Annotated in this window: 23 protein-coding genes; 12 read left to right on the top strand and 11 right to left on the bottom strand. The window is 61.2% G+C overall.

Annotated elements, in window-relative coordinates; genetic code table 11:
• Positions 1-6: 6 nt before the first annotated feature.
• Positions 7-2,487: a CoA transferase gene (locus DSHI_RS18380; protein ID WP_012187170.1), complete on the bottom strand. Its 2,481-nt coding sequence runs from the start codon at positions 2,485-2,487 to the stop codon at positions 7-9.
• Positions 2,488-2,587: 100 nt separating this feature from the next.
• Between DSHI_RS18380 and DSHI_RS18375 the strand changes: the two genes are divergently transcribed.
• A complete protein-coding gene (locus tag DSHI_RS18375; RefSeq protein ID WP_157865438.1) occupies positions 2,588-3,511 on the top strand; it encodes a GlxA family transcriptional regulator in 924 nt (307 codons plus the stop codon).
• A gap of 444 nt (positions 3,512-3,955) precedes the next feature.
• Here the strand turns inward: DSHI_RS18375 and DSHI_RS18370 are convergent, their stop codons facing one another.
• The 8 genes from DSHI_RS18370 to DSHI_RS18335 all read right to left on the bottom strand — a co-directional run bounded on the left by DSHI_RS18370 (position 3,956) and on the right by DSHI_RS18335 (position 10,334).
• Complete coding sequence (locus DSHI_RS18370) at positions 3,956-5,158, bottom strand: IS91 family transposase (protein WP_012187141.1); 1,203 nt, start codon at positions 5,156-5,158, stop codon at positions 3,956-3,958.
• Between the two features lie 12 nt (positions 5,159-5,170).
• Entirely contained in the window at positions 5,171-6,043 is an 873-nt protein-coding gene (locus DSHI_RS18365) for a tyrosine-type recombinase/integrase (protein ID WP_012187142.1), read from the bottom strand.
• Positions 6,044-6,282: 239 nt separating this feature from the next.
• Positions 6,283-6,978 (bottom strand): hypothetical protein, encoded by a 696-nt coding sequence (locus DSHI_RS18360; RefSeq protein WP_012187172.1) that lies wholly within the window; start codon positions 6,976-6,978, stop codon positions 6,283-6,285.
• A 353-nt stretch (positions 6,979-7,331) separates the two neighbouring features.
• Complete coding sequence (locus DSHI_RS18355; RefSeq protein WP_012187173.1) at positions 7,332-7,643, bottom strand: SpoIIAA family protein; 312 nt, start codon at positions 7,641-7,643, stop codon at positions 7,332-7,334.
• Positions 7,615-8,580: a cation diffusion facilitator family transporter gene (locus tag DSHI_RS18350; protein ID WP_007803480.1), complete on the bottom strand. Its 966-nt coding sequence runs from the start codon at positions 8,578-8,580 to the stop codon at positions 7,615-7,617. The genes DSHI_RS18355 and DSHI_RS18350 overlap by 29 nt, the downstream gene beginning before the upstream one ends.
• On the bottom strand, positions 8,570-9,133 hold the full coding sequence (locus DSHI_RS18345; protein WP_007803479.1) for a transglutaminase-like domain-containing protein: 564 nt from the start codon (positions 9,131-9,133) through the stop codon (positions 8,570-8,572). Before DSHI_RS18345 ends, DSHI_RS18350 begins: the two co-directional genes overlap by 11 nt.
• A gap of 69 nt (positions 9,134-9,202) precedes the next feature.
• Positions 9,203-9,823, bottom strand: a complete 621-nt coding sequence (locus tag DSHI_RS18340; protein WP_008327361.1) for a cation efflux transmembrane domain-containing protein — start codon at positions 9,821-9,823, stop codon at positions 9,203-9,205.
• A gap of 82 nt (positions 9,824-9,905) precedes the next feature.
• Complete coding sequence (locus DSHI_RS18335) at positions 9,906-10,334, bottom strand: MerR family transcriptional regulator (protein ID WP_007803476.1); 429 nt, start codon at positions 10,332-10,334, stop codon at positions 9,906-9,908.
• Between the two features lie 213 nt (positions 10,335-10,547).
• Between DSHI_RS18335 and DSHI_RS18330 the strand changes: the two genes are divergently transcribed.
• The 10 genes from DSHI_RS18330 to lnt are packed head-to-tail and all read left to right on the top strand — an operon-like array spanning position 10,548 to position 18,000.
• Positions 10,548-11,114 carry an SCO family protein gene (locus DSHI_RS18330; protein ID WP_007803475.1) on the top strand — a complete coding sequence of 189 codons (567 nt, stop codon included), beginning with the start codon at positions 10,548-10,550 and terminating at the stop codon, positions 11,112-11,114.
• 5 nt (positions 11,115-11,119) lie between these two features.
• Positions 11,120-11,542, top strand: coding sequence for a disulfide bond formation protein B (locus tag DSHI_RS18325; RefSeq protein ID WP_007803474.1), 423 nt, complete (start codon positions 11,120-11,122; stop codon positions 11,540-11,542).
• Complete coding sequence (locus DSHI_RS18320; protein WP_007803472.1) at positions 11,539-12,198, top strand: DsbA family protein; 660 nt, start codon at positions 11,539-11,541, stop codon at positions 12,196-12,198. The genes DSHI_RS18325 and DSHI_RS18320 overlap by 4 nt, the downstream gene beginning before the upstream one ends.
• Before the next feature lie 22 nt (positions 12,199-12,220).
• Positions 12,221-12,691 (top strand): copper chaperone PCu(A)C, encoded by a 471-nt coding sequence (locus DSHI_RS18315; protein ID WP_008327335.1) that lies wholly within the window; start codon positions 12,221-12,223, stop codon positions 12,689-12,691.
• Positions 12,691-13,317, top strand: coding sequence for an SCO family protein (locus tag DSHI_RS18310; RefSeq protein ID WP_007803468.1), 627 nt, complete (start codon positions 12,691-12,693; stop codon positions 13,315-13,317). The genes DSHI_RS18315 and DSHI_RS18310 overlap by 1 nt, the downstream gene beginning before the upstream one ends.
• Positions 13,314-14,687: a M23 family metallopeptidase gene (locus tag DSHI_RS18305; protein ID WP_007803467.1), complete on the top strand. Its 1,374-nt coding sequence runs from the start codon at positions 13,314-13,316 to the stop codon at positions 14,685-14,687. The genes DSHI_RS18310 and DSHI_RS18305 overlap by 4 nt, the downstream gene beginning before the upstream one ends.
• A 3-nt stretch (positions 14,688-14,690) precedes the next feature.
• Positions 14,691-15,149 (top strand): DUF411 domain-containing protein, encoded by a 459-nt coding sequence (locus DSHI_RS18300; RefSeq protein ID WP_007803465.1) that lies wholly within the window; start codon positions 14,691-14,693, stop codon positions 15,147-15,149.
• Between the two features lie 22 nt (positions 15,150-15,171).
• Positions 15,172-15,954 carry a ZIP family metal transporter gene (locus DSHI_RS18295; RefSeq protein ID WP_007803463.1) on the top strand — a complete coding sequence of 261 codons (783 nt, stop codon included), beginning with the start codon at positions 15,172-15,174 and terminating at the stop codon, positions 15,952-15,954.
• Between the two features lie 4 nt (positions 15,955-15,958).
• On the top strand, positions 15,959-16,432 hold the full coding sequence (gene lspA, locus DSHI_RS18290; protein ID WP_007803461.1) for a signal peptidase II: 474 nt from the start codon (positions 15,959-15,961) through the stop codon (positions 16,430-16,432).
• Positions 16,429-18,000 (top strand): apolipoprotein N-acyltransferase, encoded by a 1,572-nt coding sequence (gene lnt, locus DSHI_RS18285; RefSeq protein ID WP_009807490.1) that lies wholly within the window; start codon positions 16,429-16,431, stop codon positions 17,998-18,000. Before lspA ends, lnt begins: the two co-directional genes overlap by 4 nt.
• Before the next feature lie 261 nt (positions 18,001-18,261).
• On the opposite strand, the gene mntR is transcribed toward lnt, so the two are convergent.
• Positions 18,262-18,720 carry a manganese-binding transcriptional regulator MntR gene (gene mntR, locus DSHI_RS18275; RefSeq protein ID WP_008327326.1) on the bottom strand — a complete coding sequence of 153 codons (459 nt, stop codon included), beginning with the start codon at positions 18,718-18,720 and terminating at the stop codon, positions 18,262-18,264.
• A 97-nt stretch (positions 18,721-18,817) separates the two neighbouring features.
• Here mntR and DSHI_RS18270 point away from each other — a divergent pair, with 97 nt between their 5' ends.
• On the top strand, positions 18,818-19,093 hold the full coding sequence (locus DSHI_RS18270; RefSeq protein ID WP_012187175.1) for a hypothetical protein: 276 nt from the start codon (positions 18,818-18,820) through the stop codon (positions 19,091-19,093).
• On the opposite strand, the gene DSHI_RS18265 is transcribed toward DSHI_RS18270, so the two are convergent.
• Positions 19,087-21,441, bottom strand: a complete 2,355-nt coding sequence (locus tag DSHI_RS18265; protein WP_207287124.1) for a heavy metal translocating P-type ATPase — start codon at positions 21,439-21,441, stop codon at positions 19,087-19,089. The two genes, DSHI_RS18270 and DSHI_RS18265, sit on opposite strands and share 7 nt — an antisense overlap.
• Between the last annotated feature and the right edge of the window lie 77 nt (positions 21,442-21,518).

Here is a 21,518-nt window from a genome sequence, read left to right as displayed (position 1 = left end):
TCTTGCTTATTCCGGCAGGTATTTCTCCGACCAGCTGTCCGCAGCGGCCCCACCGTCGATCATGCTTTGGACTTCCGCATCTTCATAGCCAAGGCGTGCAAGGACTTCGCGCGTATCTTGGCCATATTTCGGTGCGGGCCCGGGAATGGTTATGCCGGCTTTCTCGGGCCGTACTGCATTCGGCGCGATAAGGTCGACCCACCGCCCCATCGGGTGTTGATCATGGCGTATCGCGCGAAAGGTCGCCTTGGATATATCGATCTGGCCTTCGCTTTCCCGCTGCAGGGCCGCATCGCGCGTGCCGTGGAGGGAGCCAAGTGGCGTGATCCCCACCGAGCCGCTTGCGAAGGCACGCATCCAGTCTGCAACCGGCCTTTGCGTAAACCGGTCTGCAAGTGCGACCTCCAGATCAGTGCCCTTCAGTCCCGCGAGGTCGGATACATCCGCCACCCGGGTCAGCGCCGCCTCCCGCTCTGTCGGTGCCGCAAAGAACATCCAGCCATCAGCGGCCTCATAGCACCGATAGAATGGCCCCCAGCCACGCACCGCGCGCCCGGAGGGTTCGTCAAAGGGCGCTCGTCCGTCGAAGTCATACATGAACTGCGCCTGTATCATCTCGCCTGCGGCGGCCAAAGACGCGCGGGCAATACCGCCCTTGCCAGTCTTCCTGAGCCGCTCCAGCGCCGCGCCGAGGGCGACACAGGCGCAATACCCTGTCAGTGCGTCGATGGTGCCGAAATGCGCGTGTTCCTCGGGTGTCTCCGGCCCACCGCCAAAGCGGGTCATCACACCGGTCGCCGCCTGCGCGAGGTCGTCATAGCCGAGGTGATCCGATTTCGGCCCCGGGCGCGGTCCGCCCCAGGCATCAAGCTGCACCAGAATGAGACGCGGATTGATGTCCTTCAGTCGCGCTTCGTTCAGGCCCAGTGCGTCAAGTTTTTGGTCAGTGCCGTTCATGGTGATCACATCCGCCTCGGCCACCATTCGCCAAAGAACCTCTTGCCCCTGGTCCGAGCGCAGATCGAGCAGCACGCTTTCCTTGCCGCGCTGCGCATGCAGTCCGAAGACCACCGCATTCCATGGGTCGACCGATGGCCTTACAGGCTGGACGAGCGTGACCTGCGCCCCGAAGCGCGCCAGTGTCGAACCGACGGTCGGTCCGGCAATGACATTGGTTAGGTCCAGCACCTTCAAACCGTCAAGCCAGAGGCCCTTACCGCCGCCGCCCATGGGCATTCGCGGCGACTCTGCAAGAACGGCGGTCAGTTTCTCGCGAAAGCTATCTGGCTCTGGCCCGGCGGTTTTTTCCATCGCACCCGGATCATCCGCCAGCCAAGCGACATTGCCCATCTGCCGCATCTGCCCATGGCGGGGATCGTCAAGAGCGATCACCAGCCCCGAGGCCAACGCATGGGGGTCGGCCAGCCATTCGGCTGTGCTGCGTTGCGCTGTGGCCGGGGCCTTGGCCGCACCGAACAGTTTTTCCCACTCATGCGAAGGACGGGTCAGGAATGCGGCCTTCATCGCATCCGACAGGCGCTTGCGATCGCCTGCCCCCACCGGATAGCTCCGCAAAGCCCATTCCCCGGGCCAATCTGCCTGATCGACATAGACATCGAAATCCGGCAGGTCCTTCAACAGATCGCCAAGCCCGAGAACTTCAAGCACCCTTTGGGGGTGGTTCACGATCGAGCAGGACACGATATAAAACCCGCGCCCGTCTGCACAGGTATAGGTCCGGTAGAACGGATCAAGAAATTCGGACAGCTCGGCAAAGCTCAGGTTGTTGGGCAGACCGTCACGTGCGCGCCGCTCCAGCTCCAGCTCGCGTGGGGATTTGTAGCGGTCGGGGTAGTCCTCGATCTGCTCGCAATTGTAAACCAGCCCCTCCAGCAGGGCAGACGCAAGCGGCACCTCGATGTGGTCACCTCCCATCCGGCTTCGCGCTCCCAGTGCAAAGAGGACCGACATCGCGCCGAATGCGGCACCATAAGCTGAAGCCAGTCCCAGCGGCGTAAAGGAGGGGTTGATCCCCATCAGCCGACGGTTCAACCCCATGTCGGTATACTGCCCGGTGCGTGCCGCGACCACCGCCTCCCAGGCTGCCAATCTGCCGAGCTCGGGATCGGTTGACGCGAAGCCTGGAAGCGACAGCGAAACAATATCAGCGTTCGCCTGTCTAAGCGCGTCCTGCCCAAGCCCCAGCCGCTCCATCACGCCGGGGCGGAAGTTCTCGATCACCACATCAGCGCGGCGCACCAGATCAAGTGCTGTATCGCGCCCGCTTGCAGTCTTGAGATCAAGCGTCAGTGCACGCTTGCCACGCGACAGCATGTCGAAAGCCGGGTCCTTCCACCTTGGGCCAGCTGGCGGATCGATGCGGATAACGTCGGCGCCAAGATCGGCCAGCATCATACCGACCAATGGCCCGGCCAGATAGTGCCCAAAATCAAGGACACGAACGTGGGAAAGTGGACGGTTCTGCATGGTCAAGTGATCCTGTTCCGGTGGGCTACGGCCACCACTCTAGGAAATTGTCTAGGCATGTTTCATACTCATCCTGCCAAATATGAGATCAATTCTGCCAATGCGTTCCATCCACATCTCTGTTTTGCTGTGCGATGCCTTTTCCAACATGGTGCTTGCCTGCCTGCTTGAACCGTTGCGGGTGGTGCGTGACCAAACCGGTGCAGATGTCCGCTGGAACATTCTGACGGATGGCGATCGTGCCGTGAGCAGTTCCAGCGGTCTGAGCGTTTCACCGGAAATGCCGATAACGGACGCGCTTGAGCCCGATCTGGTCATCATCATTGGTGGCGACGCCTTTCGAAACACCAAGGGCGTGACCTCCGCTCGCAGTCTTGGGCGACTGATGCAGGGTGCCACGGTGATTGCAGCTGATACCGGTGCCTGGATTCTGGCGCGGGGTGGGTTCCTGAACGCTCGGAAAGCCACGTTGCACTGGCAGCTACTTGAGGAATTTGCCGAGGAGTTTCCTAAGGTTGAGGTTCTCCCTGATCGCCATGTGCAGGATGGCCGGTTCTGGACATGCGGCAGCGCGGCAGCGGCTTTAGATCTGATGCTGCTGTTCATTCGGGAGCGGTTCGGTGCCTCCGTCGCATTTGACGCTGGTGCAATGTTCCTGCACGACAACGCCAGACGGCACGGCGCCTCCTATCCCGATCAGGCATTATCGCAAGCCGTGTCCCCAAAGCTCAAACGCGTCGTCGTGCTCATGTCGGAAGCACTCGAGACAACGCAACCTGTCCCTTCACTGGCGGAGCAGGCAAATATATCCGAACGGTCCTTGCGCCGTCTGTTCTGGACGGAATTGCAGACCACGCCGGGGCGCTACTACTTGCTTCTTCGTCTAGCCCGCGCCCGCGAGCTGCTTCGATACAGCGACATATCACTCGATCAAATCGCCTTGCGTTGCGGGTTTGCCAATGCGACCACCCTGACACGTAGTCTGCGCAAAAATTTCTCATCCGATCCGCTTCGGGATCGTTAGACAAATCCGTGACCATTCCAGCCTACGCTTTCGCAAAACACGCCAAAAGCGTGAACGACGCATTTTCGAGCTCCGCTAAGCGTGACTTTCTCAAATCGGTATCTGCCAAAGCGGCCATTGGAAAGCTCGCCTCAAATGGCGGCTTCGTCTAAGGTTTGTGGCTGCTGTCAGCGTGAGCTGCAGCGGCGACAAATCTGACAAGGAGGAAAGCGCGGGCGGATCTCGGAGCTATGGGGATTGAGCGTTACGGCTGCATCGCCTGAGGAGCAGAGCGAACCACATTGTGATGACAGGCCGCGCAGATAAGTCGGTTTTCCCAACAGGACACGGCCGACCAGTGCTCCGTCCTGCCGCTACTGGCCTGGTGCAACGCGGGGTCTGGTGAGGTGGCCGCACTGACTGGTCCGGTGTTTGCACAGGAAAGCGCCGGGTTTTTGCGTCGTATCATGCGGCGTTCTCCCGTGGCGGTGCGCGGGATCTGGGTGTTTGGCCCCGTGTGAAGGTCTCGATGACGATCATGGCGCCGTCGCACTTTGGGCAAGGCTGATGGGCATCAAGACCTGCGGGGTTGTCACTTTCCCCCTCGACTGGCGTTTGGCCGGGTTTTGGTTCTGTATTGAGCAAACGCCTGATCTCCGCGATCCGGTCACGACGGATTCCATTGGCCAGGAACCCTGTGTGGCGGATGCGATGGAAGCCAGATGGCAGGACATGGATCAGGAACCGCCGGATGAACTCGCCCGTGGGCAGGCGCATGACCTTCATCCGGTCGCCGCGCTTGATGCGGTAGTCTTTCCATCGGAACGCGACGGTCTCGGCATCCGCGCTGACGAGGCGGTGGTTCGAGATCGCGACCCGGTGGGTGTATCGGCTCAGATAGGCCAGCACCGCCTCTGGCCCGCCGAAGGGTGGCTTGGCATAAACAACCCAGCTGGCTTTGCGCAGCGGCGCGAGATGGGAGGCGAAGGCATCGGGATCGGCCAGTCCGGCCAGTTCCCCGAAGAAGGCCAGCTTGCCCGTTTGGTGCAGTCTGATCAGCCCTTCGAGGAACAAACGCCGGAACAGCTGCGACAGGACCTTCACCGGCAGGAAGAACCCCGGGCGACAGGCGACCCAGCGGGACCCGTCCGGCGACAGCCCGCCACCCGGCACAATGACATGCACATGCGGGTGGTGCGTCATCGCCGAGCCCCAGGTATGCAAGACCGAGGTCATACCGATCCGCGCACCAAGGTGTTTTGGATCGGCCGCAATGGTCAGCAGAGTCTGCGCGGATGCCTTGAACAACAGACCATAGACCTCCGCCTTGTTCTGGAAGGCAATGTCCGCAATCTGGGCCGGCAGCGTGAACACCACATGGAAGTATTCAACCGGCAGAAGGTCTTCGATGCGCGCCTGCATCCAGTCTTTTGCGGTTGCTCCCTGACACTTCGGGCAGTGCCGATTGCGGCAGGAGTTGTATGCAATGTGCTGGTGATCGCACTCTGTGCAGGCAGCGACATGCCCGCCGAGAGCGGCGGTGCGGCAGTTCTCAATCGCGGACATGACCTTCAACTGTGGAAGGTTCAGGTGTCCGGCATGTTCGCGGCGATAGGCCGGCCCATGATCGCGGAAGATATCCGCGACCTCCAGTCTGGGACGAGGCATCGGATCCGGGGTCTATCCGGCACCGGCCTCCCGTCGCACCAGCAGGTCGAGCGGGCTGGTCACATCCCGGATCGTCTTGATCGCCACCTTGGTATAAATCGTTGTGGTCTCCAGCTTGGCATGGCCCAGCAGCACCTGGATCACCCTGATATCCGTCCCTCCCTCCAGCAGATGCGTGGCAAAGCTGTGTCGCAGCGTATGGGGCGAGACCCGCTTCTTGATCTCTGCAAAATCACAGGCCACTCCGAAGGCCCGGTTGAACTGCCGCGTCGAGATCGGGTCGACCCGGTTGCGGCCCGGGAACAACCAGCCCGCTGGCCGTGCTTCGCGGTAATAATCGCGCAGCAGCACAAGCAGGCTCGGCGACAGCATCACGTGGCGATCCTTGCGGCCCTTGCCTTGGTCGATGCGGATCAGCATCCGGTCGCTGTCGATGTCGCCGATCTTGAGATGTGTGACCTCGCTCGCTCGGAGCCCGCCACCGTAGGCCACGCTGAAGGCAGCCCGGTATCTCAGCCCCGGTCCAGGTGCCGCTTCGAGAATGCGGGTGACCTCCTCGGCGCTGAGCACAACCGGGATCTTCTTCGCCGCCCTCTGATACCGCATGTGCCGCTTCATCTCCGGACGCGGGCAGGTGGTCGCGTAGAAGAAACTCAGAACCGTCAGCCGGTTGTTGAAGGTCGGTGCGCCGACGCCCTTCTCCTTCATGTCCAGCTGGAACGCGCGCAATTCCTCGGGTGTCGCGCTATCCGGCGAATGCCCCAGAAACCCTGTAAAATCGCGCATCGCCCGCAAATACATCGTCTGGGTTTTTGGCTGCAGCCCCTTGATCCGCATATCTTCAATAAAACGGCGGCGCAGCGGTGGGATATGTTGCTCTGACATTGAAACCTCCTGTCGTCAGATTGAGAAGGCCTCAATCGTCCGACAGGTTGGTCAGTTCGCAAAATCCATGCAGTTCACATCAGCACGCAACACCCACCACAAGCACCAATACCGCGAGAGCGGTTTCGTCCTTGTCCGCTCTCCCGACCTTGCTACCGACAGCAGCGAATGGCCGCTACTTGAGTAACTCAGCATGCTCAAATTTCCGCAGCTTGATGGCACCGCTGTTATTGTCAGCGCTAGTAGTTCACCTGTTCGAAGCCATAGTTGCCCTCATAGTCACGCCACTCGACGAATACGGATCGGTGATAAATGCCGGGGCAATGCTCGCCCCAGCGTTCAAGACCTACGTGAGCCGAAGGAAGGGCAGTGACCGAAGACCTCTGCCAAGAGAAATCGCCTTGGGTCCCGTAAGTGCCGAGGACCACGGTCGCGCTGCGATTGCAGTCACCGTCACGACCGGATTCGTGCTGACGGGCATAGCGAACATCAAAGACGCGGATGGACCGCACAAAGTTGAACTCAGGTCCGCTGATATCGATGTCCGCGCGATCCTGAACAAGCCGGAGTGCCTGGTCGGTGGGAACGAGATCATGGACTTGCAAGGATTGGAGCGGTCGACGGCTGTCCGTCTGGTAAAATGCTTCAAAGATGCGGCCAGCGCTGCTGAATGGCCGATCGCTCTCATAGGAAGCGCCCATGGGACAGCGCCAGATCTGCAGCGGCGGTTCCACCGGCCAGGGCGTAATCCGCCGGATGAATTCGGCGCGAGCTCGTGCGCAAGGCACGGAAGCAGGCCAGCCACCAGACAAGCATAAGAGGATCGCGCAATCGATTGGGTATGTCTGCGCGCGCGCAGGTGTCGGCAGCAAAAAACTTGTCGCAGTCAAAGCGACAGCGAGCGAGGGAAGGAGTTTCTTAGGTAAATGTCGCATTCTGCGGAACCCTCTGTGACAAGGCTCAGCATACATACGATAATATACTATCGCAACACTAAGTACAAAGACGCATAATTGAGTTTATGTTAACCAACTGGCGCCCTGAGCCGCTAAAACATTACGATTTGATAATGCCCCGGCAAGGGCAGTGCCACCGTACCAAAGTTACTCCTTTGCGAAAGGAGCGACCATGTTCAGAACTTTCGGATTGCTCTTGGGTCTCGCAACTGCTGTAGTTCTTTTGTTTATGGTTTCGAACAGATGCTGTCTTCTGCGAAGGCATCTGATTGAAAGCTACTCTACCTTTCACTTGCCCAGGCGATTGCCGCCTTCATTTCCGCCGGGTCGAACTAACGGAGTTCTGCCGTGGTCAGCACGTCGGCGAACCTGGTTCCCCACTCCAACAAAGCCCCTTCGCCCACCACAGCGACGCGGCGGAAGTCATTCCTATGGGCTGTGTCGATTTTCAGAACTTCGAGCAGAGCGGACGGCCCATCGTAGCCTTCGAACCTCGTGAGATCGAGAACCAGGCCGGGCTTACTTGTCTCTTGCAGGCGCTCATGAAGCAGGGCGTGCATCCGTTTCAGGTCGCTTTCGCTGAGCTTGCCCTCGCAGGCGAGGCCAATCGTGTCGTCATGAGCTGTCAGTGTCTCGGTGAACATGGTTTTCCTCCTCTTTTTCCGGTTTGCCGTGACCGTAAAGGTCAGCGTTTTCGTGTGCGCGGTCTTCGTGCTCAAATTCCAGACTCGAATGACCGATGCTGAAATCGTCCTTCAGCCGGTCCTTGATCGCGGCCTTGATCTTTTCGATTTGACCCCAGCCGTCCGCTGTCAGCACGACGTGGCAGTCCAGAGCCGCCTCGTGCTCCTGCATCTGCCACAGATGCACGTGATGAACGTCCGCGACACCATCCACACCCCGCATCGCCTGAACGACGGTTTCATTATCGATGTCCGGTGGACTGCCGAGCATCAGCGTCCGAATCGGACCGCCGATCTCGGTAAATGCGAGGTAGAGGATGTAGAGAGCGATGCCGATGGTGATCGCCGGGTCGACCCACCGCATGTTGTAGAGGAGGATGAGCGAGCCGCCGATGATGACCGCCACGGAGGCCAAAGCGTCCGATAGGTTGTGCAGGAAGAGCGCACGGATGTTCACGCTGCCTTTCTGCATCGAATAGGTGAGCAGCGCCGTCAACGTGTCGACGACCAGTGCCACACCGCCCAGGATCACCACCGTCCAGCCCTGTACCTCTGGTGGGTCGATCATGCGCATGCCACCCTCGTAGATCAGGTAGAAGCCGATCAGGATAAGTGTCGTGTAGTTGATGAGCGCTGCGACGATTTCTACCCGCCCATAGCCGAAGGTCATGCGCTTGTCCGCCGGGCGGCGAGCGATCTTACGCGCGAAGAAGGCGATCACCAGCGACGCCATGTCCGAGAAATTGTGGAGGGCATCCGCGATCAGCGCGAGGCTGCCGGAAAGGATCCCGCCGACGATCTGCGCGACCGTCAGGAGGCCGTTGGCCCAGATGGCGATGGAGACGCGACGATCACCGGATTGAGGATCGATGTGGGCGTGGCCGTGATCATGCGGCACGGTTCGTCTCCTCATGGCGGTGGTTCGGCCGATCGAATCCGGGGACCGGCGGCAAGATTCCGCGGCGGATGCGGCGAACCCTGGCATTCATCCAGTGACGGATGACGTGGCGATAGAGCAAGTCGCGCACAAATCCGAAGTTCTGGCGGTGATTGACCCATCCGTCGCCCAAGTCCACCTCTACCCAGGAGTGGAGGATTTCGGACGGCGCGAGGGGATAGACGAGTTCCGGAACGACGCCTCTCTGAAGCGCCTTGTGGATTGTGAACCCGTGCAGTCGGCAGCGAACTCCCACGCCACGCAGCAGGGCCATGAGGAGCGTGCCCTTGGTGTTGCACTGCCCGTGGCCATCTGCGAGGACCTCGGACGCCGGAATGTCGTCGGCGCGGTTGTAGCCGAAGGTAATCTCGTTCCTGACGAAATCGTAGATGGCCCCAATTCGGTCGTCGCTGGGAAGGTCTGCCCAGCCGCGCTCCTCGATCAGTTTTGCAATTGAGGTCGCGTCAAAATCCAGCAGCCGGGTTTTGGCCAAATGAGGGTCGGCGGGGTTCACGGGATACCTCCTCGAATCGTTCACGAGAATATGTAGTTGCTACAGTCACTGTAGCTTCAAGCCCCGATTTCAGGCCGAGTCCTTGGTTACCTGATCGTCATTGTGCACCGCCTTGTGGTGTTCACCATGCGCGTCTCTCAGGATTCCGACGCCACCCCAGGCCGCGATGCCGGCGACAATCACGCCCACGACAAGGTCCGGCCAATTCGTTCCGAGCCAGGCTACGAGCCCGCCTGCGACGACGATTCCGAGATTGGCCGCGAAGTCGTTCCAGCTGAACGTATTCGCCGCTCGGATGTTTACGTCTGGATCGCGAAGCCGTGCCAGCAGCCAGACGCAAAGTGCGTTGATGGCCGCCGCTACCAGCGCCATGACAATCATGATCGTGCCAAGAGGATCCGATCCGCCGACGTAGCGGCGCCACGCGTCATACAGGATTCCAAGGGCGAAGAGGATCAGCAGGCCGCCCGAAACGTTCGCCGCTCCGCGCTTCCACTTGGCGGAGCGGGACAGCGCGAAGAGGCTGATCGCGTAGACGAAACTGTCCGACAGATTGTCGAGGCCATTGGCGATAAGCGCGCTTGACTCGCCGAATGCGCCCGAGGCGAAGAAAGCGACTGCCAGCCCGATGTTGAGACCCAGCACGATCCAGAGTGTGCGTCTTTCCGTTGCGTTTCTCTGCTCCGCCATGCCGGGTATCCAAATTAGTGAATTGCCAATGAGTAACTAACACCGGGCTTTTTGCGTTCCGATCAAAGGTCGTCGAAATTGCTCAGGCGCCGATCTCTTCATGGTCGGTCAGGCATTCGGAATGGTCGCGCAGTACCTCGAGCACACGGCAATCAGAAGTCTGTCCGCCGCTGCACTCATGCACCATCCGCTTCAATTCCGTCCGCAGCGCCTCGAGCCGCGCCAATCGTTGCTCGACCTGTTTGAGTTGCCGACGGGCTATTGCATCCGCCTCAGCGCAGGACTTTCCCGGATGATCGCTGAGATCGAGGAGCTCACGGATCGCGTCCAACGAGAACCCCAGTTGCCGTGCGTGCCGGACGAATGACAAGCGGTCGAGTTCGGCGTCGCCATAGCGTCGTTGGCCCCCCTCGGTCCTGCCGGGCTCAGGCATAAGTCCGATCTGCTCGTAATACCGGATGGTCTGCACCTTTGTTCCGGTCTTCTTCGCCAGCGTCCCAATCGTCAGCATTTCCGCTCCCCACATTACCTACAGTGGGTGTAGCTTTATGCGGTGCGCATCACAAGCTTCACCCGAGTTTCACAGATCGGTGATTGTTGGCCGATCGATGACAATCACGCTTGAACCTACAGTAGCTAGAGGATGTAAACGCACACAAAATATAGAATCAGGTTCGGGCGGAGCGGCGTGAGGCTTTCAGGTCTTCAGAAGGTATTGTGGGTGTTGGCGGGCGCGGCGGCGTTCGTTTTCATCTGGCTGTTGCTATGGTCCGACTACCGTGCCGATCTTGCCCGCACCGAGAGTGAACCACCGTTTCTTGCTGATTTCGAACTGACCGATCATCGCGGCATGGTCCAAACGGACGAAGATTTCGCAGGGCGCTGGATGCTGGTCTTCTTTGGCTTCACCAATTGCCCCGACGTCTGTCCGACAACACTGTCCGAAGTCGCGGCCGTGATGGAGGGCCTGGGCGATGAGGCAGCAATGGTTCAGCCGATTTTCATAACGATTGATCCGGAGCGGGATACGCCGACTGCACTTGCCGAGTATGTGCCCCTGTTCGACGCAGGGATCATCGGGCTGACCGGTACACCGGAGCAGATCGCCGCGACATCCGAAACCTTTCCGATATTCTTTGAGCGGATCGAGCAGGCGACTGCGCCGGGCGGATACACGATGGGTCACACGTCGCATCTTTTCCTTTTCGACACGCAAGCAGGCTTCGCGGACTCCTGGCCCTACGGCACGCCCGCCGAAGAGATCCTCGCCGATCTGAGACAGAGGATCTGATCGTCATGACCCGACTTTCCGGAGAGACGGCCCTTGGCCTGGCCTGGATCATCGCGCTCACCGCGTCGCTTGCCGTGCTCTTCATCGGCGAGGTTCTGGGGCAGACACCTTGCGTGCTCTGCTGGTTCCAGCGTGCCTTCATGTTCCCCTTGGCCATCATCCTCGGGCTTGGGCTGTGGTGGCAGGATCGGCGCGTGGGTCGCTACGGGATCGCGCTGGCTTTGGGCGGTGCCGCCGTCGCGCTTTGGCACTTGGGCCTCTATGTCGGCGTTATCCCCGAGCGTATCCAGCCCTGCACGGCGACCGGCCCATCCTGTACCGACGACAATCAACTGGTCTTCGGCATTCCGATTCCTTTGATGGCGCTCGTCGCCTTCGCGATGATCGGTCTGCTGTCGGCTCTCTCACTGAAGGAAACACAAAAATGAAACGACGCGGCCTCATCCTGTCCGTTCTCGCGCTCGGGGTCGCCGGTTTCGGCGGTGCCGCCTGGTATGCCACCCGCCCCGACCCGATTGCCGCGTCCGATCCCATCGACCCTGAAATGGCCGACGCGCTGATCCGACCCTATTCCCCGATCCTCGGGCCCGAGGATGCGCCCGTAACCATCGTTGAATTCTTCGACCCGGCCTGCGAGGCATGCCGCGCTTTCTATCCGGTCGTCGAGGATATCATGGCGGAGCACGGAGACGCGGTGCGCGTTGTAATCCGCTATACGCCTTTTCACGGCGAGGCGTCGGTAGAAGCGATCCGTGTGCTCGAGGCGGCGCGCATGCAGGACGTGTTTGAACCTGTGCTCGAGGCAGTCTTGCGAGAGCAGCCCAGATGGGCGTCTCACGGGACCCCGGCACCCGGATTGATCCTTGAGATTGCAGCAAGCGGAGGTCTGGATGTCGAAGCTGCCCGGACACAGATGCTGGCCCCCGGTGTTGTGGCGGTGCTCAACCAGGACCGCGCCGATGTCGAGACAGTCGGGGTCCGCCAAACGCCCACGTTCTTCGTGAACGGCAAGCCTCTCGATCCGTTCGGTGAGGCCGAATTGCAGAGGCTGGTGGCAGTGGAAGTTGCGGCAAGCCAAAGCTGATTTGCGGAGGCAGGAGAAACGAGTGGTGAAGAAGTTGAGATATACCAATGCATTGGCCGTGCTTTTGACGGTTGCAGGGCTGTCGGCCCCCGCACTGGCCGGTTCGGAGGATGTCGTGGTCGAGAATGCGTGGTCCCGCGCCTCGATCGGCGTCAACAGGCCAGGTGCCGCCTATATGACCGTGCGCAACACGGGTGAAGACGCCGTTACGCTGACCGGACTTGCGACACCGCTGGCAATGATGCCCGAGATCCATGAGTCGAAAACCAACTCCGATGGCGTCAGTTCCATGGCGCCTGCAGGCGAGATCACGATTGAGCCCGGCCAAAGCGTGGCATTGGAGCCGGGCGGGTTGCACGCCATGCTCATGAAGCTGCAAGAGCCGATGACCGAAGGCGAGAATTTCCCGCTGACACTGACCTTCTCGGATGGCGGCAAGGTGACGGTCGAGGTCCCAATCCTCGGAATCGCCGCGCGTGGACCGGAGGGCTGATGCAACGTCGGCAGCTCCTTCTATACGGCGCAGCCGGTGCCGGCGTTCTTGGCCTGACGCTCTTCGTGGGCTGGTGGCGGGTGGACGGGCCCGGTGCGCCTGAACCAAAAGGGCAGCGGCCCCTGCCCCTATCGGCGATGGAGTTCCGGCTGACCGACCACGAGGAAAATGAGGTAGGGCCTGGCAACCTGATCGGTCGTCCCACAATGGTGTTTTTCGGGTTCACCTACTGCCCGGACGTCTGCCCGACGACCCTATCGGATATTTCCGGCTGGCTTGAGGAACTGGGCGACGAAGCATCAGAGATGAACGTGGTCTTCATCACGGTCGACCCGGAGCGGGACACGGTCGAGGCCATGGCCGAATATGTCGGCTATTTTCATCCGGTCATTCGTGGCTGGACGGGGCCGGAAGACCAAATTGCCCGCGCTGCAGAAGGGTTTCGTGCCTCATTTGAGCGCGTCCCGACTGAGGGCGGCGGCTATACGATGAACCATACGGCAAGCGTATTCCTGTTCGATGCCGAGGGTGAGCTCGTCACCATGATCGACTATCACGAGCAAAGAGAATTCGCGGTGCCGAAGATCCAGCGCGCACTGACAGAAGACGTAGAGGGGGCAACATGAAGATAAGAACTGTCTTGGCGGCCGTTGCGGTCGCAGGCGCATTTTCGGTGACCGCCATCGCCATCTCTGGCGTTCTGTCCAAAGAACCGGTGCCCCCTGCGATTGCTGAAGCGACCCTCTGGACTCCCAATCCGCTTGCGCCGCCTCGGATTACCGAAACCAATTCGGTCCGCCCTACACTCGCCCAGGCGGATATCGCATTCGAGTTCAGACCCCGGCCGCTCCTGACCGTTTCCCCCGCTGATACCTCCTTGCCATCTATCGAGCCCCCGCTGGTCACCTGGTCGCGGGAGATTGCGTCCGGCGAGACGCTTGATGCGGTCCTTTCCGATGCGGGGCTGGATGCTTCGGATCGCGCCGAAATCGCCTTGGCGATTGGCACGGAATACGATCTGCGCCGTCTGCGTCCGGGTCACATCATTACGGTGGTTTCCACAACGGACGACAACCCGCGTCGTGTAGAGCTCGCCGTCGAAGACGGTGTCCGGATAGAGGCGGTCTTCGGCGAACAGCTTGCCGCCCGCGTGTTGGACCCGGATCCCGAATTGGTGACTTTCGCCGGCGAGGCGGTGATCGAGAGCTCGATTTTCGCCGCCCTGAACACGGCAGACATCCCCGCCCGTTTTGCGGTGGACCTGGCGCAGATGCTGGGCGGCACCGTGGATTTCCGTCGTGATCTTGCGGGTGGCGAGACGATGCGCCTCCTTTGGCGCGAGGCCCGAGACGGGAACAAGAGGATTGGTCAGCCCGAGCTTGCCTTTGCCGCACTGGATATCGATGGCTCGGTCTATGAAATCGTCTGGCCGAACGACGGCAGCGGCCAAGCGACGATCTATGTCGACGGAGAAGTCCTGCGCGTGTTTGCGCAACCGGTCGAAGGTGCACGGCTGAGTTCTGTGTTCGGGCGCCGCACCCATCCGGTCTACGGCAATGTACGGATGCACACAGGAGTCGACTTCGCGGCGGCGCGCGGCACGCCGGTACAGGCGACGGCGCCGGGCCGCGTTAGCTTCATCGGCCGACGCGGTGGGTATGGCCGGGTCGTCGAGATCGCTCATGGCTCCGACACCCTGACGCGCTATGCGCATCTGAGCGCCGTACCGGACGGGCTCACACAAGGGCAACGCGTGATGGCCGGAGATATGATCGGGCGGGTCGGTGCGACGGGTACCGCGACAGGCCCCAACCTACATTACGAAGTGCTGGTGGACGGTCGCCCAACCGACCCTCTCTCTGACGACCGATTGGCAGAGGCGGCCGAGCGTGAAGCGGACGACACGGCCGCGCTTGAGCGACTGCGTGAGGCGCGTTCACTTCTTGCTGAGAGGCTCGCCAGCGAATTTGCACAGACGACAACCGAAAGGCTTTGATCCATGAAACGATTTACTCCCGCCCTTGCCATCGCATTTGCCTTGCTTCCTGCGGCGCAGGCCGTCGCAGAGGCGATTCAGATCGACGTCCGGAAGACAAACGGCTGCGGCTGTTGCCTGTCCTGGATGAAGCACCTCGAGGAGAATGGCTTCGCGCCGATGGGCGAGGACATGTTCGGAGGATCTCTTGTGCGCTTCAAACTCGACAATGGCGTGCCGCAGCGCATGGTCTCCTGCCATACGGCTTTGGTCGACGGCTATGTGATCGAGGGCCACGTGCCGGCGGCTGACATCCAACGCCTGCTGGAGGACCGGCCAGACGCGGTAGGCCTGGCGGTGCCGGGAATGCCCTACGGGTCGCCCGGCATGGGACCGGAGGACGACCGGGAGGCTTACGATGTCTTCCTGATCCACGAAGACGGATCGACCGAGGTCTACACCAGCTACTCGGCTCCTGACTGAACTCGCGGCAGAACCTTAACAATTGGAACCCCTCTCCCCCATAGCGCTTGGCTTTCTTGGAAGCCTGGCCGCCGGATCGCTGACCGCGGTCGGGGCGGTCCCCGTTCTTTTTGGGCGCATCCCGTCCCGGGCCACGCGCGATCTGCTGCTTGGCTTCGCGGCGGGTGTCATGCTCGCGGCTTCGTTCTTCTCGCTGATCATCCCGGCTCTCGACGCAGCTGAAGGACAGTTCGACAACGGTGCTCTCCCGGCGGCCATCGTATGTGTTGCGATCCTGCTTGGCATGGGCGCGATCGCTCTGATGAACGAACGGCTACCGCATGAACATTTCAAGACGGGGCGGGAAGGTCCCGACGCCGCATCGCTGCGGCGCGTCTGGCTTTTCATCATCGCGATCACTATCCACAATTTTCCCGAAGGGCTTGCCGTCGGCGTCGGGTTCGGGGCTGACGGTTTGTCGGGCGGGTTGCCACTTGCGATCGGTATTGGATTACAGAATGCCCCCGAAGGTCTGGCGGTGGCGGTTTCGTTGCTCGGCGAGGGCTATTCCAGGCTTCGCGCCTGGGGCATCGCCGCTCTGACCGGTCTCGTCGAGCCCGTCGGTGGACTTCTCGGCGCAGGGATTATCAGTCTTTCGCAACCGCTGCTGCCCTGGGGTCTCGCCTTCGCAGCAGGTGCGATGCTCTACGTCATCAGCCACGAGATCATTCCGGAAACCCACCGATCCGGCCATCAGAACAGGGCGACGCTCGGCCTCGCCGTTGGTCTTGTGATCATGTTGTTCCTCGACGTCTGGCTGGGATAAGCTGATGAGAACTTGCCTCTTCGTCGGTCTGCTTGCTGCGCTGATCGCCTTTCTTGTCGATCAGGCAACGAAGGCAATCGTTGTGTCCAATGCGACTGTTCTTAGTTCCGGCGTATCGGTCTTTCCCGGCTTCAATCTCATCTACCTGCGCAATGACGGAGTGACCTTCGGGCTTCTCGGCGGCGCGCCGTGGTGGAGCCTTGTCTTACTGGCGCTTGGCATCTGCGTCTGGCTGGCGTTCATGCTGGTCCGTACCAGCAGCCGGGTCGAGGCCATTGCCTATGGTGCGATCATCGGCGGTGCACTCGGCAATATTCTGGACCGCCTGCGCTATCGTGCGGTGACGGATTTCCTCGATTTCTACATCGGGACGGCGCACTGGCCTGCCTTCAACATGGCCGATGTTTTTGTGGTTGGCGGCGTGATGCTGCTGCTCATTGCGCCGTGGGTTGGCGCTCGACTTCAGACCGATTCATGAAGCCGGGATTGCCGCAGTTCGTTAGTGAGGACCTGAACCTGTTCCAGCGCATGGGTCTTGCCCTTGCTGCCGGCGGATTGACGGTTTTGACTCTTCCGCCGTTTTCTTGGCTCATCGCGGTCCCTGTCGCCTTCTCCGTGCTCTTTATCGTTCTCCGGAACATCTCAACCTCGCGCGCTTTCCTTGTCGGTTGGGCTTTCGGACTGGGCCAATTCGGGATTGGAATTTCCTGGATCGCCGAGAGCTTTTACGTCGATGCCGAACGTTTCGGCGCACTGGCGATTCCGGCGGTCGCGGGTCTGTCCGCCGGACTTGCCATCTTCCCGGGCATGGCGGCGATGCTTTTTGCCGCCATCATGCAGCGCCGAGCTGTCGGCGGCATTGCGGCGGGCCTGCTGTTTGCAACCTGCTGGGTGGCCACGGAATGGCTGCGGGGTCATGTCCTGACAGGGTTTCCCTGGAACCTTGCCGCTTATGCCCTTGTCGACTATGCCGCCCTGCGCCAACCCGCCGCCTGGGTCGGAAGCTACGGTTTGGGCTTTCTCACGGTCTTCATCGGCATATTGCCAGGTGTGTTGACTGTGGCGGCGCCAAAGAGACGCGCGCCTGTTCTCGTGCTCTTCGCCGTTGCTGTGGCGGGTTTCTGGGTTGGCGGTGCGCTTCGGTCAGGGCAGGACGTGCCGCCGACAGACGTTGCTTTGCGCATCGTCCAAGGCAATGTGCCACAAGTCGAGAAGTGGGTACCGGGCAGCCGCCAGCGAACCTTGGAAAAATACCTGGGCTTGTCCGCGCAACCCGGACGTTTCGATTTGCTGCTTTGGCCGGAAACGGCCTTCCCCGGCTTTCTGGACGAAGATGCTGCGGCACGCGCGCGGATATCTGCAGCTTTGCCAGACGGCAGGATCCTACTGACAGGTGCGCCTGACCGAGTGGAGGGCGATGGGGGAACCAGATATTTCAACACGGTTCAGGCCTATGACGGCAGCGGCGAGGTTCTGACGGGGTATGCAAAACATCATCTTGTTCCGTTCGGGGAATATGTGCCCCTGAAAGGCTGGCTGCCCATCGAGCGGCTGACCGAAGGGTTGGGCGATTTCACGCCGGGACCAGGGCCGCGCACGCTGGCGATCCCTGGCGCGCCTCTGGTCGCGGTGGCGATCTGTTACGAGATCATCTTTCCGGGCCACGTGGTCGATGACCTTTTCCGCCCCGACTGGATATTCAACGCCACAAATGATGCCTGGTTCGGAACCAGCATCGGACCCGAGCAGCACCTCGCCTCCGCGCGGATGCGCGCGGTCGAGGAGGGACTTCCCGTGGTCCGGGCGGCCAACACTGGGATATCCGCGATCATCGACGCCAATGGAAATGTCGTCGCGCGTCTTGATACCGGGGAAACAGGCACCATTGATGCCGGCCTGCCGGGCGCGCGTACTCCAACGCCCTATGCGCGGTTCGGCGACTGGACCTTGTTGGTTCTTGTTTTTGGGTGCTGGGTCTTCGGCTGGCTGGCCAGTTTGCTCGGACGAGATCCCGATGCGCGGCATTTTGGAACGGAGGTATCCTGATGCTTGTGATCGTGAGCGCTATCGGAGGCGCGATCTGGGGTGGCTATCTGGCACGACGGAGGAGGGGGAATCACCTGGATATCCTCCAATATGCGGTAGCGTCTGCGATCGCCTTCGGACTTGTCGCCCTGTTTGCAACCATCGTGCTGTCGCGGGTTCTCGGCTAGCGAGCTTCGAAATTGCGCAAACGTGTCAGCGGCTTGAAGACCTGATAGCTCGAGGTCCCGATAGAGAATCGCGCGAATGTGCATCTAGGCGAGCTCATTTCTGATTGAGCCGTCGCTCGAACGCCTCCAATGTCGTCCCGCTGACGTGATGCTCGATCCCTTCCGCATCGCGTTCCGCGGTCTCTTCGTCGATTCCCAGGCTCAGAAGAAAGGCGACGACGACCCTGTGGCGGCGTCGACAGATCTCCGCGAGGTCCTGCCCGGCATCGGTGAGGAATATCGCGCGGTATGGCTCCCGCCGGACCAGACCAGCAGCCTTGAGCCGCGAGATGTTCTTGGTCACGGTCGGCGGCTTCACGCCAAGCCGCTCGGCGATCTCGACCGGTCTGGCCTCCCCGCGCGTCTCGATCAGTTCCGCGATCAGTTCGACGTAATCCTCCGCCATCTCGCTTTCATGTGCCTGACGCACGGTCGCAAAGCCATCGGCCTGCGCCTCGGGAGCCCGGTCGACCGCTTCGAATGGCTCACGCCCTTGTGATTGTAGCTTTGTCATACTCGGGACTTTGCAGCGAAACAGCGGGATTGACAACTTGTTTGCTTCGGGTAGATAAGTTAGCCATGTCTAACTTTTTACTTTGGAGGCCGTGGTGATGCGAAATATTATGAGAGTGCTGCTCGCCACACTCGCAAGTGCGCTCCTCCTGTCCGGACCTGTCGCCGCGACGCCGGCCAAGGAGGCGCCTTGGCTTCCCGAGGCAGCGGCCTACCGTCTGACGCTCTTTCTTGGAAATCTCGAGCCTCTGCCCTGGGACGACATCGAGACCGCCTGGACGGAACCCTACCGGGGTTCGGAATTCTCTGTCGGGGCGCTGGCGTGGCTGGACCGCAAAAGCGATATCGAGCTACCGAAACCGCCGGATCAATGACCGTGCGCCAGTGCTCCTTTCGCCATCTGCTCGCCCACCGGTTCTCCGCCTGAAGGCCCGGCCTCAACCTGATGGCCGTTCAGGAGCCGAAGTGCGTTGGCGACCACCAGCAGAGACACGCCTACATCCGCAGCAATGGCGCCCCACATTGAGGCCATACCGAACGCGGTCAGCCCGACGAACAGCGCCTTGGTCGCCAGCGATATGCCGATATTCTGGTGGATGATCGTCATGGCACGGCGCGAATGGCCGATAAGCCAGGGTACCTTGCCGATGTCGTCGGTCATCAGCGCGATGTCGGCCGTCTCGATCGCGGCATCCGATCCGACAGCGCCCATGGCGATGGCATAATGCGCCCGCGCCATGGCCGGTGCGTCATTCACACCGTCGCCGATCATCGCCACCATGTCGTGGCTTTCGACGAGTTCCTCAATGGCCGTCACCTTGTCTTCTGGCAAAAGTTCGGCGCGCACCTCGTCGATGCCGACTTCGGCTGCCACCGCGCGCGCGGTGCGTTCGTTGTCGCCCGTCAACATCACGATGGTCTTCACACCCTGCGCATGCAGACGCGCAACGATCCCCTTTGCATCTGGGCGGATGCGGTCGCGAAGCTCCAGTACGCCGGTCACGCCGGTCTCGTCACCCACGGCAACGAGGGTGCTCCCTGCCCCTTCGATCCGATCCCGCAGATCCGCCGGAATGGCATTGCCGAACCCCTTCTCTTCGGCGAAGCGATCCGAGCCGAGCCAGATAGCGCGCCCGTCGGCGCGTCCTTCCAGACCGCGCCCGGGCACGGTACGGGTGTCCTCTGCGGCAGACACGGAAACACCATCGGCTTCGGCGCGCGAGAGGATGGCGCGTGCCAGCGGGTGTGAAGACCGCGCCTCCAGGCTTGCTGCCAGCGCCATGAGATCGCGTGCGGAAACGCCGACCAGTGGGTGAACCGCCGCCACCTCAGGCTCGCCCATGGTGATCGTCCCGGTCTTGTCCATCGCCAGTGCCGTGGTCCGCCCCGGCGCCTCGACATAGGCGCCGCCCTTGATGAGCACCCCCGCCCGTGCCGACGCGGTCAGCGCTGCCACGATGGAGACCGGCGTAGAAATGACCAGCGCGCAAGGACATGCGATGACCAGAAGGACCAGAGCATTGTAGAACCAGTAGTCCCAGGCGCCGCCGAGCAGCAGTGGCGGCACCAGCGCGATGGCGATCGCCAAAGCCATCACGATGGGTGTGTAGATGCGCGCGAACTTGGCCACCCACTGTTCGACCGGCGCGCGGCGGGCATGGGCATCGCCCACCATGCGAATGATTTTCGCGAGCACCGTGTCCGAGGCGGCCTTCGTCGCCCGCACCGTCAGTGTGCCCTCGCCGTTGATCGTGCCGGCATAGACCTCGTCGCCTGGTTCCTTGGGCACTAGCGCGCTTTCCCCAGTAATTGGGGCCTGATCGACGGCCCCTGCCCCGTCCACGACCTCACCGTCGAGGGGGATCCGGTCGCCGCCGCGCACGATAAACCTTGCATTGACTGCCACGGCCGCGGCCGGAACGTCGGATTCAGATCCGTCGTCGTAAAGAACCCGCGCCGTTGGCGGCGCCAGATCGAGGAGCGCGGAAACCGCATTACGCGCCCGCCCCACGCTCCAGCTCTCAAGATAAAGCGAAAGCGAGAAGAAGAAGGCGACCGTCGCGGCCTCAAAAAACTCGCCGAGGCCGATGGCGCCCGCGACGGCCACCACCATGAGCAGGTTCATGTCGGGGCTAAGCCTCCGCGCCGAAGACCAGGCCTTGGGCGCGACAAGCCAGACGCCAAAAAGAATCGCGACGGCGAAGATCCCTGCTTCCACCATAGGCATAGGCACCTCGCCATGGCCCGCAAAGAGCCCGAGCGCGCCGCCCATGCCGGTCTCGACAATGTGAAAAAGGAATCCCGCCGCCCAGAAGCCGCCGCTCAACGAGGTAAAGCGCTTCTGACGTGCCAGATGCGCCGCCTGGTCCTCTGCTGCGTTGTCGGCATCCCATGGCTTGGCGCTCATGCCGGTCGTTGCGACCAACTGCGTGACTTCGTCGTCTGGTATCCTCTCGGCGCTATCGAGGATGGTCATTCGCCCGTTGATCACGTCGAATGCCAGGTGTTCGGTTCCGCCCACTTTCGGCCCGACAACCCGGTTCAGGATCGCCACCTCTTCGGCGCAATCGAGCCCGGAGACCTGAAAGCTCCTTCCGCCAGACGGCGCTGGCGCCGTGGACGCGACGTCCTTGCTGGCGTCGCAACAGGAGTTGCCTCTTGGGTCAGAATGCTCTTGATCACCCGGATGGCCGTGATCGTTGCGGTTGCCGTCGGAAGACATGGATTGACCTCAGGATTCATTGATTCCACATTGACATAGCCCCTACAGTAACTAGAGCTTCAAGGGCAACAAGTGGA

Origin of the sequence: Dinoroseobacter shibae DFL 12 = DSM 16493, from assembly GCF_000018145.1 — a bacterium.
In the GTDB taxonomy this organism is placed as follows: domain Bacteria; phylum Pseudomonadota; class Alphaproteobacteria; order Rhodobacterales; family Rhodobacteraceae; genus Dinoroseobacter; species Dinoroseobacter shibae.
The sequence above is the reverse complement of the archived record's forward strand: the minus strand, read 5'-3'. Positions and strand labels throughout refer to the sequence as shown.